Origin of the sequence: Novosphingobium sp. B-7, from assembly GCF_000410615.1 — a bacterium.
GTDB classification, from domain to species: Bacteria; Pseudomonadota; Alphaproteobacteria; order Sphingomonadales; family Sphingomonadaceae; genus Novosphingobium; species Novosphingobium capsulatum.
Genome location: NZ_KE148491.1, coordinates 7,898 through 21,544, shown reverse-complemented (window position 1 = coordinate 21,544; position 13,647 = coordinate 7,898). Strand labels below are relative to the sequence as shown.

Genomic DNA, 13,647 nt, shown 5'->3' with positions numbered 1-13,647 from the left:
AATGCGGATAGCGGCCGTCCTGCGCCAGGGCAGCAAAGGCCCGCGCATCATCGGCACGATAGGGCCAGGGCGCCCGCGCCAGATGGCGCACCACCGCCTCGTCATCGATCAGGGCATAGAGTTCGGCCCAATCCTCGGGCCAACCCGGCCGCAGGAACAGCCGCTCGCTGCGAATGAACATCGGTAATCTCCAGTCAACCGCTCCCTTTCGCCGGATGCTTATGCACTTTCCGATGACAGGGATATTGCGTGCTGCGCCAAGTGCTTCGGTTTTCGAGGCAAATGGCGCCGTTGCGGATGAGGGAGACAAAGAAAAAGGGAGATGGGGCAAGGCCCCTCTCCCTCGTTCAGCCGGCGCGAAACCGGCGGGGCCATCCCATCAGGATGGCCCTTGGCATGACCATCCGCTTATTCGGCGGCTTCGGCCATCAGGTCGACCGACACGTACTTGCGGCCAAGCTTGCCGGCGTGGAAACGCACGCGGCCGTTGGCTAGCGCAAACAGGGTGTGGTCCTTGCCGAGGCCAACATTGGCGCCGGGGTACACGCGGGTGCCGCGCTGACGGATGATGATGTTGCCGCCGACCACGTCCTGGCCGCCGAACTTCTTCACGCCAAGGCGCTTGGACTGCGAGTCGCGACCGTTGCGCGACGAGCCGCCTGCTTTCTTATGTGCCATCTCTGCTTACTCCGAACTGGCGCTCAGGCGACCGACACGATGCGCAGCAGAGTCATCTGCTGGCGGTGGCCGTTCTTGCGGCGATAGTTGTGACGGCGGCGCTTCTTGAACACCACGACCTTTTCCGACTTGGCCTGGGCGATGATTTCCGCCGAAACGGTAATGGCCGAAGCGTCGGCCAGTTCGCCATCCTTGCCAGCCAGCAGGACGTCACCGAGGGTGATGGTTTCACCGGCTTCGCCAGCCAGCTTTTCCACCGCGATCTTATCTCCGGCGGCCACCCGATACTGCTTGCCGCCCGTGCGCACAATTGCGAACATGGTTCTGCTATCCGTTTCAAATGCCTGACCCACCAAGCACCCCGATCGGCCAATTCCGAATCGCGGACAGCGGGCAATGTGCCGATTCCCCGCAATCATGCGAAGCCCCGGAAAGAGCGGCGCGGATAGTCCAAGCGGGCCGGCATGTCAACGCCGGGGAAGTGGGAAATGCGCGAAGCAGGGCCCCTACCGCTGGCCATTGGCCGCCCACGTGCTATGGCACCGCCATGGCTTGCCTGTCCACTCGCTTCCTCGCCCTGCAACGGCTTTGCCTTGTTGGCCTGATCGCCGCCCCTGCCCTGGTCCTGGGCGGCTGCTCGCCCGATCGCGGGCGTTTTCCCTCGCTGGCGATTCGCCCTGCGGAACGCGCGTTTGGCCAGGCCAAGGCCGCGCCAGCCGATGCGGCGGCAGCAGCGCCGGCACCGATTCCCGCCGATGCCACGCTGCCCCAGCGCCTGGCCGCACTGGAAGAGCGTGCACGCGAGGCGGATGCCCGATTCATCGCTTTGGTGCCCGAAGCCACCCGCGCTGCCGCGCGTGCGCACAATGCCGCCAATGGCAGTGAGACCTGGAACCTGGCCCAAGTGGCGCTGGCCCGCCTCGAATCGGCGCGTAGCGACACCGCGATCGCTCTGGCTGATCTCGATCAGATGGCGACGGAAGCTGAAATCGCCGCTGTCGACCATCCCGGCCCCGATGCGGCGCATGTGATCAATACCCGCGATTCGGTTGCCGCGCGCGTGGCGCAGCAGGATAGCGTGCTGGCGCAGTTGAAGGGCTGACGCCCTACCAGCGCGCGCGGTCGGCCAAATCCTGGGTGCGCGGTTCGATCCAGCGCCAGCCGGACGCGGTCTTTTCCCGCTTCCAGAACCAGCTGTCGCTCTTGAGGTGGTCCATCACGAAATCGGTGGCGGCAAACGCCTCGCGCCGGTGGCGGGCGGCGGCGGCAACCATTACGATCGGATCGCCCGGCAGCATCACGCCATGGCGGTGGATCACCAGCAACCCTTCCAGGCTCCAGCGCGCCAGGGCCGTGGCCGCCAGCGCTTCCATCCCCGGCAGGGTAAGCGGGGCATAGTGGCGCAACTCCAGCGCCTCCACACCATCCCCATCGCCATCGCGCACTTGGCCCAGAAAACTGACAACCCCGCCAGCGCCGCCAAACCGCCCGGTAAAGGCAGCAAGCAGCGCGGCGGGGTCAAACGCCGCATCGGTGAGACGGACGTCTGCCGTCATGCCGATCAGCCGACGAACGCGCGTTCGATCACGAAATCGCCCGGCTTGGCGTTGGAACCTTCGACAAAGCCCATGCCTTCGAGCAGCGCGGCGAAGTCCTTGATCATGTCCATCGAGCCGCACAGCATGACGCGGTCGGTGGCGGGATCGAGGCGCGCCTCGCCGGGAATGCCCTCGAACAGCGCGCCGCTTTCGATCAGCTTGTCGATGCGCACGTTGTTCTTGAACGGCTCGCGTGTGACGGTGGGCACATAGTGCAGCTGCTGCGCGGCCTGTTCGCCCACCAGCGGGTCTTCCGCAAAGCCGCTCGACAGCTCTTCGTTGAACGCCAGCTCGCTGACCTTGCGCACCGAATGCACCACGACGACCTGTTCATAGTATTCATAGACATCGGGATCGCGCGCCAGCGACAGGAACGGCGCCAGGCCGGTGCCGGTCGACAGCATGAACAGGCGCTTGCCCGGCAGCAGAGCATCGGTCACCAGGGTGCCGGTCGGCTTCTTGCCAAGATAGATCTGGTCGCCCGGCTGAATCTTCTGCAGGCGCGAGGTCAGCGGACCATCGGGCACCTTGATCGAGAGGAATTCCAGTTCCTCGGCCCACGCCGGGCTGGCCACCGAATAGGCGCGCAGCAGGGGGCGGCCGTTGTCGCCCTGCAGGCCGATCATCACGAATTCGCCCGAGCGGAAGCGGAACGAGGCCGGACGGGTCACGGTGAAGCTGAACAGACGCTCGTCCCAGTGCTTGACCGTGAGCACGGTTTCCACCGTGGCTGCGGCCGTGGGTTCGAGCGTGGCGACTTCCACCTGGGGCTGAGACATCGAAATGGCTTTCCTTGGCAATCGGCCCCGCACCCGCGATGGGATCAGGCCATGGGGCCGGGCAAGCTGGCCCGGCAAGCGCCGTTCCCATACGGATGCCGGGGCGCGCTGTCAAAAACCTGCCCTGCGAAAATAGCTTTCAGGGTCTAAAGTGGGTGGCATTGCGCACGGCGCCCTTCGACAGGCTCAGGGCGAACGGGGGGTAAGCCAACCAGCCGGAAGTCCGTTCGGGCTGAGCTTGTCGAAGCCCCCAAAGCCCCCGCCGCCTCAGCCGCCGCTCACCGGTGGCAGGAACGCAATTTCGTCATCCTCGCCCAGCACCATCGCTTCGCTTTCGCCCACCAGCTTGCCATTGAGCGCCCAGCGCACCCGCTCGCCCAACAAGTCGAGCGCCAGCGCAGGGTCGAGCCCGGCGAGGATATCGGCAAGCGGGCCAGGCGTGACAGCCATTTCCGCACAGCCGGCGCGGTCTTCCAGGCGGCCGAGAAACACGAGCTTGGCCATGGCGATCAGCCCCCGGTCGTCGACATATGGCGCGAAACCGCTGGGGCAGCACCAGCGCGGTCGATGGCAAAGGCGTGGCGTTCCTGCTTTTCGCCCATGGCGCGGGCAAAGGCATCGGTCAGCGCGGCATCGGGATCGTCAGAGCGCAGCGCGGCGCGCAGGTCGACACGCCCTTCCCCGCCCAGGCACATGTAGAGCTGGCCCGTGGCCGTAACCCGTACGCGGTTGCAGGTGGCACAGAAATTGCCCGTCAAAGGCGTGATGAAACCCAGCCGACCGCCGGTTTCGGCAATATCGACATAGCGCGCCGGCCCACCCGTGCTCACTGCGTTGGGCACCAGCGTCCAGCGCTGTTCCAGATCGCGGCGCACGGCATCGAGCGGGAGGTAATGATCGAGGCGATCTTCCTCGACATCGCCCAGCGGCATCACTTCAATCAGCGTCACGTCATGACCCTGGCCATGGGCCCAGGCGATCAGATCGGGCAATTCGTCCTGGTTCACGCCCTTGAGCGCCACGGCGTTGAGCTTGACCTTGAGGCCAGCCGCCCGCGCGGCCGCCAGGCCTTCTAGCACTTGGGGCAGGCTATCGCGCCGAGCCAGCGCGGTAAAGCGGCTGCGGTCGAGCGTATCAAGCGACACGTTGATGCGGCGCACGCCGGCTGCCACCAAATCGTCGGCAAATTCGGCCAGCCGGGTGCCATTGGTCGTCAGCGTCAGTTCCTGGAGCCCGCCCCCGCCCAGGTGGCGGCCCAGCGCGCGTACCAGATCGACCATGTCGCGCCGCACCAGCGGCTCTCCGCCGGTCAGGCGCAGCTTGGTGACGCCGCGATCGATGAACGCACGCGACACCTTGTACAGCTCTTCCAGGCTCAACACCTCGGCACGCGGCAGGAACGTCATGCGTTCGGGCATGCAATAGGTGCAGCGCAGGTCGCAGCGGTCTGTCACCGACAGGCGAAGATAGGTTATGGCCCGCGCAAAGCGGTCAACCAGAGGCGCGGGCGCTGTCATCGCTCGAGATATACGAAGTCCCGAGGGTAGGATTCAAGGCTTGCGCCGGCATCGACGAAAAGAGTTTGTCCGGTCACCGCGCGCGCCGTCGCCAGATAGTGCACGGCATCGGCGATTTCATCGGCCCCAGGCAGCCGCTTCAAGGGCATGATCTCTTCCAGGCGGTGCCACTGATCGGCGTCATAATCCTGCGTCGGCAGGATCAGCCCTGGCGCCACGCCGTTGACCCGCACGCGCGGCGCCAGCGCGCGCGCCAGGGTGCGCACCGCGGCATGCAGCGCCTGCTTGGACAGGGTGTAGCTCAACTGGTCGGGCACCGGGTTCTGCACGCGCTGGTCGAGAATATTGACCACGGCGCCTTCGTCCTCACCCAGCGCCTCGGCAAAGGCACGGGTCAGCAGCAGTGGCGCAAACAGATTGACGCCGAAATGCTGATCCAGCGCCTCGGGTGCGAGGCTGGCGATCGTGTCGTCCTGAAACAGCGACGCGCAGTTGACCAGAAGGCGCGGTGCCTGGCCGGCGCGGGCGATGACATCCGCCAGCATCGCGGCCGGAAAGGCGCTATCGCCCAGATCGCCTGCCAGGGGATGCACCGTCGCGCCCAGCCACTGCAGCTGGGCGGTGAATTCGGGATCGAAGGTGTGCGCATGGTGCGCGTGCAGCGCCAGGTCCCAACCCTCCTGCGCCAGCTTGCGGGCAATCGCCGCCCCGATTCGGCGCCATCCGCCAGTGACCAGCGCCAGCGGGCGGGGCACGCTCATCCGCGGCGGGCGCGGGTAAGCGTCATGCCGATATCTTCTCCAGCCTCGCTGATGGCGAGTTTCACGATTTTCACTTCCACCTGGGTCACCCGCGCATCCTGTACGAACAACGTCTCACAGATGTGGTCTGCAACCGATTCGATCAGTTGGAAATGCACATCTTTGGGCAATCCGTCGCTCGCGGCGTGCTTGAGGTCCATGTAGTTCTTGCTCGCGGTCAACGGGCAATCGGCCGTGTAGCGGTCTTGGGGACGCAGCCAGGCACGGATGGAAATCCGCAGGGGCTGCGGACGGCCGGTCTCTTCCGAATAGATCCCGGTCAGGACATCGGTTTCGACATTGGCGACTTCGAGGATCAGGCTGTCAGACACGCGCGCGCCATTGGCACTTGGCCGCGCGAATGTCCAGCATCAGCCGCGCTTATGCCGCGCGGTTCCACCGTGCGAAAATCGCCGTGGGCAGGACGCGCCCGCCCGGTCCTTCCTCGGCCAGGGCCAGATCGCCATGTTCGATCGTGCCGGGCAAGTGCGCCAAAGCCTCGGCCAGCAAGCCGCCAATGGCGAGCGAGGACATGCGCACGGCATAGACCGTCAGGAACAGGAAGCTGCTGTTGGCATCGAGCAGGCGGGCGCAATCGGCGATCAGGCCGGGCAGGCTTTCTTCCAGGCGCCACACTTCGCCTTCCGGGCCACGACCGAACTTGGGCGGATCGAGAATGATGCCGTCATAGCGCTTGCCCCGGCGCACTTCGCGCGCGGTGAACTTGGCCGCATCGTCGACAATCCAGCGCACCGGGCGGCCATCCATGCCCGAAAGCGCGGCATTGGCGCGGGCCTGGGCCACCGACTTTTTCGAGGCGTCGACATGGGTAACCGGGCCAAAGCGCGACAGCGACAGCGTGCCGACACCGGTATAGCCGAACAGGTTGAGCGTGGCGGCATCGTCGCGCCCGGCCAGGCGTTCGCCCATCCAGTCCCACACCGGCGCCATGTCGGGGAAAAAGCCCAGGTGACGGAACGGCGTGCAGCTGGCGGTGAACTGCACCGCGTTCCACACCAGCGGCCAGCCTTCGCGCGGCACCGGGCCATCAAACAGCCAGCGCCCGCCGCCATCCTCGTCGGAACCGGGCACGAATTCGCCATCGGCCGCCCATTCGCCCAGCGCCGGCGCCCACATCGCCTGGGGTTCAGGGCGGATGAAGCGATGCGGGCCATAGCGCTCAAGCTTGCGGCCATGGCCCGAATCGATGAGGGCGAAATCCCCCCAGGGCGATCCCACCATCAACTGCGGCTGGAGCGTAAGCGCGGCCATCAGGCGTCCGTCCCGCCGATCTTGGGCCCGATCTTGGGTGTGGCGCGCTCGGTGACATAGGCTGCCACGGCCTCGTAGGTGCCAGGCAGATGGTCGCAGCGCTCGTGCCGCTCGAACAGATCGCCCACCCGCGCAGGCAGCGGCGGGCGCACGCCGGTAGCGCGCTCCACCGCATCGACGAACTTGGCCGGATGGGCGGTGGCCAGGGTCACCACCGGGACATCGGCCGGCAGCCCTTCGGCCACGCGCGCGGCATGCAGGCCGATCGCGGTATGCGGATCGAGCACTTCGCCCGCTGCCTCATAGGCCCAGCGCATGGCCTGGGCCATCTGTGCGGGATCGCAGCGCGCGCTGGTGAAAAGGCCGCCGATCGCTGCACGCTGGGCATTGGTCAGTTGCAGCGCCTTGGTGGTGTCGAACTGCTGCATCTGCCCAGCCAGCACCGCAGCATCGCGCCCGCAGGCATCGAACAGAAGGCGTTCGAAATTGGACGAAACCTGGATATCCATCGACGGCGCCGCCGTGGGCGTAACCGTGCTGGCCGAATAGTCCCCGGCCGACAGCGCGCGGTGGAGAATGTCGTTGATATTGGTGGCGACGATCAGCCGCTCCACCGGCAGGCCCATCTGCGCCGCGACATAGCCGGCGAACACGTCGCCGAAATTGCCGGTCGGCACCGAGAACGCCACCTTGCGGTGCGGCGCGCCCAGTTGCAGCGCGGCGGCGAAATAATAGACCACCTGCGACATCAGCCGCGCCCAGTTGATCGAATTGACCGCGGCAATGCCATAAGTGCCGGTGATCGCGGCATCGTTGAACATGCGCTTCACCATCGCCTGGGCGTCGTCAAAGCTGCCGTCGATGGCGATGTTATAGACGTTGGGCGCGATCACCGTGGTCATCTGCCGGCGCTGAACATCAGACACGCGGCCGTGGGGGTGCAGCATGAAGATATCAACCTTGGCGCGGCCGGCCACGGCGTCGATCGCGGCAGAGCCAGTATCGCCCGAGGTGGCGCCCACGATGGTCAGGTGATCCTCGCGCCGGGCCAGGAATTCCTCGAACAGCAGGCCCAGCATCTGCAAGGCCACGTCCTTGAACGCCAGGGTCGGGCCGTGGAACAGCTCGAGCACCCACTGCCGCTCGTCGAGCTGCTTGAGCGGGGTGACGGCGGCATGGGCAAAGCGGCCATAGGCCTGGCCGGTCAATTCGCGCAGACGTTCGGGCGTAAGGCTGTCGCCCACGAAAGGCGCCATGATCCGCGCGGCCAGTTCGGCATAGGGCAGGCCGGCCATGGCGGCGATCTCGTCATGGCTGAACTGCGGCCAGGCTTCGGGCACGTAGAGGCCACCGTCGGACGCGAGGCCCGCCAGCGTGACGCCTTCGAAATCGAGCGAGGCGGCCTGGCCCCGCGTGCTGACATACTTCATCGCCAATCCCCGTGTGCCGCGCCCACCGCAAGGGCAGCGCCCAATCATCACCGGCACGCCATCGCGCGCGTTGTCGTCAGCGCGGCGCCTAGCGCCCCGGGGGCATCGTGACAACCACCGCCGCGCCTTTCGCGCGCCGGCGCAGGGCCAGGGCATAGATCACCAGGGCTACCGCGGCGAACAGGAACCACTGCACCGCATAGGCCAGGTGGTTGTTGGGAATGTCTGACGGATCAGGCGCGGCATTGGCGCCCAGGCCGGCAAGCGGCGGATCGGCAACGAGGCGGGTAATCTTGTGGAATGGGGCGATTCGGCCCGTAACCCGCCCGCCATCCCATTGTGGCGGATGCGGATCGCGCGACCAGCCCAGTTGTACCAGCGCGGGCATGCCACCCGGCGCCTGGCAGTGGGCAATGTGCACATAGCCGCTTTCACCCGCAGCATTGCGGCCGCCCACCGAATCCCACAGGCCAGGCTGCACCTGGCAATCGAACGTGGCACGGCGATAGAGCACGGCCTTGCCATCGCCTGCCACGGGGAACCCAACAGGCGCAGGATTGACCAGCGCGGCGGCAAAGCGCGCCAGCAGCGCCTCTTTCTGCACCTTGCGCTGCAATTGCCAGAAGCCCAGGCCGATCATCATCGCCACGGCCAGCAGCACGATGCAGGTGGGCAGCACGGGAATGCGCCGCATCAGCCCTGCCCTCGCGGTGCCACGCGCGCGGCCAGCACCGCAGCGCGCACCGCGCGCACCGCAAGGCCCACGATCAGCGCGCTCGCCGGGCCCCAGACCAGCGGATAGACCCACAAGGGCAGGCGCCAGATATCATCGACCCGCAGCGCGGAAAACACCAGCAGTGCCACCAGCGGGATGACCACCGGATAGAGCGCGCGCCCGCTTGCCTCGTGCACGGCCAGCGGCTCGCCACAGGCGCGGCAGTGGTCATTGAGCTTGGGCGGCTCCCACGCCCGCCCGGCCCAGACCATGCCGGGCGTATTGCAGGCCGGGCACATGCCATGGCGCGCCACCTGCCACCAGCCTGGCCCGGTGGCCGATCTGCTGCTCCCGCTGTTTTCGCTCATGATCATCGGGATAGCGCCCGCGCCCGCCCCGGTCCAGCTTGCACATGGGCCATTTCCCACGCTACCCGGTTGCATCTGCAACAGGAGTATCGTGCCGCCGTGACCGTTCATCGTCTCCCGCTGCTGGCCGCTCTCCTGCTTGGCGTAGTCCAGCCAGCCCATGCGCAGGCGCCTGTCCCCGCGGTTGCTGCCAGTGCTTCCGCGGACGCCGCGTTCTATGCCCTGGCCGATGCTGAATGGACCTGGCGCCAGGCGCAGTTTGGCGATGACGAGAACGACGATCGCCCCAGCTATCGCCTGCCCGATGTGAGCGCTGCCGCCCAGGCCGCGCGCGAGGCCCGCTGGGCGCAGACGCTGAAAGCACTCGACGCCATCGACCAGGGCGCGCTCTCGCCGGCCGCGCGCGTCAACTATGCGATCTATCGCTACCAGATCGAAACGCTGCTTTCGGCGCAGCGCTTTCACGAGTGGGAAAAGCCGCTCAATTCAGACACCACGTTCTGGGGCAACCTGGCCGATACCGCACGCACGCCATTCCGCAACGAAAGCGAAGCGCGCGCCTATATCGCCATGCTGCATGCCGTGCCGCGCTATTTCGCGCAGCAGATGGCCAACATGAAGGCGGGGCTGGCACGCGGATTTACCGCGCCGCAAGTCACGCTCAAGGGCCGCGATCTGTCGCTGCTGCCGATAACGGACGCCAAGACCGCCGATGCCAACCCGTTCTTCGAGCCGTTCAAGGCCCTGCCTGCCAGTATTCCGCAGGCCACGGCCAAGGCCCTGACCGACGAGGCACGCACGGCGATCACCAGCGAAGTCGTGCCGGCGCACCGCGCCCTGCTCGCCTATCTGCGCAGCGATTATCTGCCCCATGCCCGCACCGGCCTTGCCGCCCAGGGCCTGCCCCAAGGGAAAGACTATTACCAGGCGCAGATCCGCGAATATACCACCACCGACCTGACGCCCGACGCGATCCACCAGATCGGCCTGGCCGAGGTGGCCGGGATCCGTGCGCAGATGCAGGAGATCATGACACAGGTGGGCTTTACCGGTGACCTGCCCGCGTTCCTGGCCAAGCTGCGCAGCGATCCGCAGTTCGTTGCGAGCAGCCCTCAAGATCTGATCAACCGTGCGGCATGGATCGCCAAGACGTTCGACGGCAAGGCAGCCGACTGGTTTGGCCGCCTGCCGCGCAAGCGCTTTGCCATTCGCCCGGTGCCCGCCGACATTGCCCCGTTCTATACCGCCGGGCGCGGCGGGCCGGGCGTCTATCTGGTCAACACCTGGAACCTGCCAGCACGCCAGCTCTATTCGCTGCCCGCCCTCACCCTGCACGAAAGCGCGCCAGGCCATGCGTTCCAGATGTCATTGGCATCGGAAAACAAGGGCCTGCCGGCCTGGCGCCAGCGCACCTACATCTCTGCCTATGGCGAAGGCTGGGCGCTCTATTGCGAAAAGCTGGGGGTGGAGATGGGCATCTACACCACGCCCTATGAACGCTTTGGCATGCTGTCGTACCAGATGTGGCGTGCGGCGCGGCTGGTGGTCGATACCGGCATTCACGCCAAGGGCTGGACGCGCGAACAGGCGCTGGCCTTCCTGCACGATAATACCGCCCTGTCGGATCACGAGATCGAGACCGAAACCGATCGCTATATCGCCTGGCCCGGCCAGGCGCTGAGCTATTACCTGGGCGAAATGGCCATCGTGGAGGATCGCGCCCGCGCGGAAAAGGCGCTGGGCGACAAGTTCAACATCCGCGCCTTCCACGATGCCGTGCTCGAGCTGGGCTCAGTGCCGCTGCCTGTGCTGCACGCCCGGATCGATCGCTTCATCGCCGAGGGTGGCAAGGGTCCCTATCCTGACGAGGAATGAGGCAAAACCGTGCCGGCGCGGTCAGGCTGCCAGCGGCAGACGCAGCGTGGCAACCAGGCCCACCACCTGGCCCGCGTGCCAACGGTTGGCGAGGACGAGCGAGCCGCCGTGCTGGTCGGCAATCGCGCGGGCCAGCGTCAGGCCCAGGCCCGTGCCGCCGGTCGCGGTATTACGCGAGGCCTCCAGCCGGGTGAACGGCTCCAGCATGCGCAGGATATCGCCTTCGGGAATGCCCGGGCCATCGTCCTCGATGCGCAGCACCGCCTCCCCGTCTTCGCGCGCCAGTGACACGCGCGCCCGCTGGCCATAGCGCAGCGCGTTGGACACCAGGTTGCGCATGGCGCGGCGCAGCCAGGTGGCGCGCAGCGGCAGAACGATGCGCACGGTGTCTTCCAGCGTCACATCCTCGCCCATATCCTCGTATTCGCCCATGACATCGGCGACGAGGGCCGAAAGCTCGGTGGTCTCCAACGGGTCAGACGGACGGCCAACCCGGGCGAGCGAGAGAATGTCGTCGAGCGAGCGGTTGATATCCTCGATCGTGGCGGCCATGCGGGCGCGCTCGTTCTCGTCCTCCACCGCCTCGATCCGCACGCGCAGCGCGGCCAGCGGCGTTTTCAAATCGTGGCCGATCGCGCCCAGCATCACGTCCTTTTCATCGAGCAGACCAACAATGCGCGCTTCCATGGCATTGTGGGCCACGATCAGGCGGCGGATATCATCAGGCCCCTCGGGTTCGAGCTGGCCATCGGCATTGCGTTCGCGGGCAAAGGCTTCCACTCGCCCGGTCAAGGCCTTGAGCGGCCGCGCAATGCGCCGCAGGATCAGCGCCACCGCGCCAACCAGCACGAAATAGAGCAGCACCGTCTGCATCAGCAGCGAGAGGATCACTTGGCGCTCATTGGCCGGCGAAAGGATGCGCGCAGTGAGCCAGGTGCCATCGGGCCGCTGGATCGAGGCGATGATCAGGCGCGCTTGCGGCCGATGATCGCCAAAGCTTTCCAGCCGCTTGCTGACATCGCCAAACCACGCCCCAACAATCGCATCCGCCTGGGGATCGCGCTCCACCACCAAGACCTGGCGATGGACCAGACCCTGGGTTTCCAGCACATCATGCAACGCGCTCGCCACGTCGCTGCGCTGGCGGTCGCCCGGCCGCTCTGGCGAAGTGGCATCGACGCGCACGCGCAAAGGGCGCGGCAGGCGCCAGATATCGTCAGGCGGCGGCCCGTGCGGGCGGCCGTCAGGCGGGCGGTTTTCGCGTGGTGGCTGGCCGATCAGGCGAAATGCCGCCTCGTTCACGGTCAGTTGCACGCGCCGCTCGTTCTGTTCGCGCCAGATCAGCGCGGCGGAAAGCCCCTGCGCCACCAGCAGCGCCAGCGCGATCGCCAGGAGCATCTGCCCCTGCAGGCTGCGCGGTGCGCGCGATATGGTCCAGGCAGGCCAGCGCAGCATCAGTCGCGGCCTGCCACCTTGCGCACTTCGGTCGCGAGCATGTAGCCGCCGCCCCACACGGTCTGGATCAGTTGCGGATTGCGGCTGTCTTCCTCGATCTTGCGGCGCAGGCGGCTGATCTGGTTGTCCACCGCGCGATCGAACAGATGCGCCTCGCGGCCCTGGACCATGTCGAGCAGGCGATCGCGATCGAGCACCTGGCGAGGATGATCCAGAAACGCCATGAGCAGGCGAAATTCGGCCGAGGAAATGGCGACGACCGCGCCTTCGCGATCGGTCAGCCGGCGCTTGAGCGGATCGAGCGTCCAGCCTTCGAATTCATAGACCAGCGCTTCGGGGGCATCGACGGCCACGCGCGCGCTGCGCCGCAGGACCGAGCGTATCCGCGCCACCAGTTCGCGCGGGTCGAACGGCTTGACCACGTAGTCGTCAGCGCCAATCTCGAGGCCGACGATGCGGTCGGTGGATTCGCCCTTGGCGGTGATGAAGATCACTGGAAGCGCCCGGCTTTCGGCCAGGTGCCGGCACAGCGACAGGCCATCCTCGCCCGGCATCATGATGTCGAGCAGCACGAGGTCGAACATTTCTCCCGCGATCCGCGCGCGGGCTTCCGCCGCGTTGCCCGCCTGGACCACGGCAAAGCCCTGGCGAACCAGATAGTCCGCCAGCACTTCGCGCAGGGCTGCTTCGTCGTCGACCAGAAGGATGCGGGTTACCGCTGCCTCGCTCATACCTGCGCTGCCCGGTGATCAGTTGCCGGCCGGCGGGGGCGGCGGCGGGCCGTCCATGCGCTCGCCATCGCGCCAGCGCGGACCGCCAGGGCCGCCTTTCCCGCCCCAGCGGTGGCCCTCACGGCCAAATGCGGCGCGGATTTCTTCGCGGGTAAGCTTGCCATCATGGTTGGTATCGGCCCTGTCGAATTGCGATTTGACCGCCGCATCATACGCAGCGCGGGTCACCGCGCCATCCTTGTCACGCAGGGCAGCGTGCAAAACCGCGCCAAACCCGCCCATGCGCATGCCGTGCCAGCCGTGGCGCCCGCCTTCGGGGGCCATGCCGCCCGGTGGTGGTGGCGGCGGCATGTCGCCATCACGGCCAGCCATGGGGGGCATGCCCGGCTTCATCATGTGATGCTGCGCCATGAATTCGGCGCGGCTGAT

The 13,647-nt window shown here is 66.6% G+C and carries 16 protein-coding genes and 2 pseudogenes; 2 read left to right on the top strand and 16 right to left on the bottom strand.

From position 1 onward, the window contains the following. From H926_RS35190 to rplU, 3 genes and pseudogenes are all read right to left on the bottom strand, one after another. Positions 1-181, bottom strand: a pseudogene (locus H926_RS35190) (GNAT family N-acetyltransferase); the annotation flags it as partial. Between the two features lie 227 nt (positions 182-408). Continuing rightward, positions 409-678, bottom strand: coding sequence for a 50S ribosomal protein L27 (gene rpmA / locus H926_RS0121555; RefSeq protein WP_022678099.1), 270 nt, complete (start codon positions 676-678; stop codon positions 409-411). A 23-nt stretch (positions 679-701) separates the two neighbouring features. Next, complete coding sequence (gene rplU / locus H926_RS0121550) at positions 702-998, bottom strand: 50S ribosomal protein L21 (RefSeq protein ID WP_022678098.1); 297 nt, start codon at positions 996-998, stop codon at positions 702-704. A 227-nt stretch (positions 999-1,225) separates the two neighbouring features. Between rplU and H926_RS0121545 the strand changes: the two genes are divergently transcribed. Beyond that, the gene (locus H926_RS0121545) at positions 1,226-1,780 is read left to right on the top strand and encodes a hypothetical protein (RefSeq protein ID WP_022678097.1); all 555 of its coding nucleotides are present in this window, start codon (positions 1,226-1,228) and stop codon (positions 1,778-1,780) included. 4 nt (positions 1,781-1,784) lie between these two features. Here H926_RS0121545 and H926_RS0121540 read toward each other — a convergent pair whose 3' ends face one another. From H926_RS0121540 to H926_RS33835, 10 genes are all read right to left on the bottom strand, one after another. Further along, complete coding sequence (locus tag H926_RS0121540; RefSeq protein ID WP_022678096.1) at positions 1,785-2,234, bottom strand: molybdenum cofactor biosynthesis protein MoaE; 450 nt, start codon at positions 2,232-2,234, stop codon at positions 1,785-1,787. 5 nt (positions 2,235-2,239) lie between these two features. Next, entirely contained in the window at positions 2,240-3,055 is an 816-nt protein-coding gene (locus H926_RS0121535; RefSeq protein ID WP_028658335.1) for a ferredoxin--NADP reductase, read from the bottom strand. A gap of 267 nt (positions 3,056-3,322) precedes the next feature. After that, positions 3,323-3,559: a MoaD/ThiS family protein gene (locus tag H926_RS0121530; protein ID WP_022678094.1), complete on the bottom strand. Its 237-nt coding sequence runs from the start codon at positions 3,557-3,559 to the stop codon at positions 3,323-3,325. Positions 3,560-3,564: 5 nt separating this feature from the next. Beyond that, positions 3,565-4,572, bottom strand: coding sequence for a GTP 3',8-cyclase MoaA (moaA, locus tag H926_RS0121525; RefSeq protein WP_022678093.1), 1,008 nt, complete (start codon positions 4,570-4,572; stop codon positions 3,565-3,567). Then, positions 4,569-5,333, bottom strand: a complete 765-nt coding sequence (locus H926_RS0121520; protein ID WP_022678092.1) for an SDR family oxidoreductase — start codon at positions 5,331-5,333, stop codon at positions 4,569-4,571. The genes moaA and H926_RS0121520 overlap by 4 nt, the downstream gene beginning before the upstream one ends. Beyond that, complete coding sequence (locus H926_RS0121515) at positions 5,330-5,704, bottom strand: dihydroneopterin aldolase (RefSeq protein ID WP_022678091.1); 375 nt, start codon at positions 5,702-5,704, stop codon at positions 5,330-5,332. Before H926_RS0121515 ends, H926_RS0121520 begins: the two co-directional genes overlap by 4 nt. 49 nt (positions 5,705-5,753) lie before the next feature. Beyond that, positions 5,754-6,644, bottom strand: coding sequence for a class I SAM-dependent methyltransferase (locus tag H926_RS0121510; RefSeq protein WP_022678090.1), 891 nt, complete (start codon positions 6,642-6,644; stop codon positions 5,754-5,756). Then, on the bottom strand, positions 6,644-8,074 hold the full coding sequence (gene thrC / locus H926_RS0121505) for a threonine synthase (protein ID WP_022678089.1): 1,431 nt from the start codon (positions 8,072-8,074) through the stop codon (positions 6,644-6,646). Before thrC ends, H926_RS0121510 begins: the two co-directional genes overlap by 1 nt. 88 nt (positions 8,075-8,162) lie before the next feature. Beyond that, positions 8,163-8,768: an SURF1 family protein gene (locus H926_RS0121500; protein WP_043610889.1), complete on the bottom strand. Its 606-nt coding sequence runs from the start codon at positions 8,766-8,768 to the stop codon at positions 8,163-8,165. Further along, positions 8,768-9,268 carry a DUF983 domain-containing protein gene (locus tag H926_RS33835; protein ID WP_237741146.1) on the bottom strand — a complete coding sequence of 167 codons (501 nt, stop codon included), beginning with the start codon at positions 9,266-9,268 and terminating at the stop codon, positions 8,768-8,770. The genes H926_RS0121500 and H926_RS33835 overlap by 1 nt, the downstream gene beginning before the upstream one ends. On the opposite strand from H926_RS33835, the gene H926_RS0121490 reads away from it, so the two are divergent. Beyond that, positions 9,257-11,032 carry a DUF885 family protein gene (locus H926_RS0121490; protein WP_028658332.1) on the top strand — a complete coding sequence of 592 codons (1,776 nt, stop codon included), beginning with the start codon at positions 9,257-9,259 and terminating at the stop codon, positions 11,030-11,032. The two genes, H926_RS33835 and H926_RS0121490, sit on opposite strands and share 12 nt — an antisense overlap. A gap of 21 nt (positions 11,033-11,053) precedes the next feature. Here the strand turns inward: H926_RS0121490 and H926_RS0121485 are convergent, their stop codons facing one another. The 3 genes and pseudogenes from H926_RS0121485 to H926_RS29710 all read right to left on the bottom strand — a co-directional run. Then, positions 11,054-12,487, bottom strand: coding sequence for a HAMP domain-containing sensor histidine kinase (locus H926_RS0121485; RefSeq protein ID WP_022678084.1), 1,434 nt, complete (start codon positions 12,485-12,487; stop codon positions 11,054-11,056). Continuing rightward, on the bottom strand, positions 12,487-13,218 hold the full coding sequence (locus tag H926_RS0121480; RefSeq protein ID WP_022678083.1) for a response regulator: 732 nt from the start codon (positions 13,216-13,218) through the stop codon (positions 12,487-12,489). The genes H926_RS0121485 and H926_RS0121480 overlap by 1 nt, the downstream gene beginning before the upstream one ends. A gap of 18 nt (positions 13,219-13,236) precedes the next feature. Next, positions 13,237-13,647: pseudogene (locus H926_RS29710) on the bottom strand (calcium-binding protein); the annotation flags it as partial.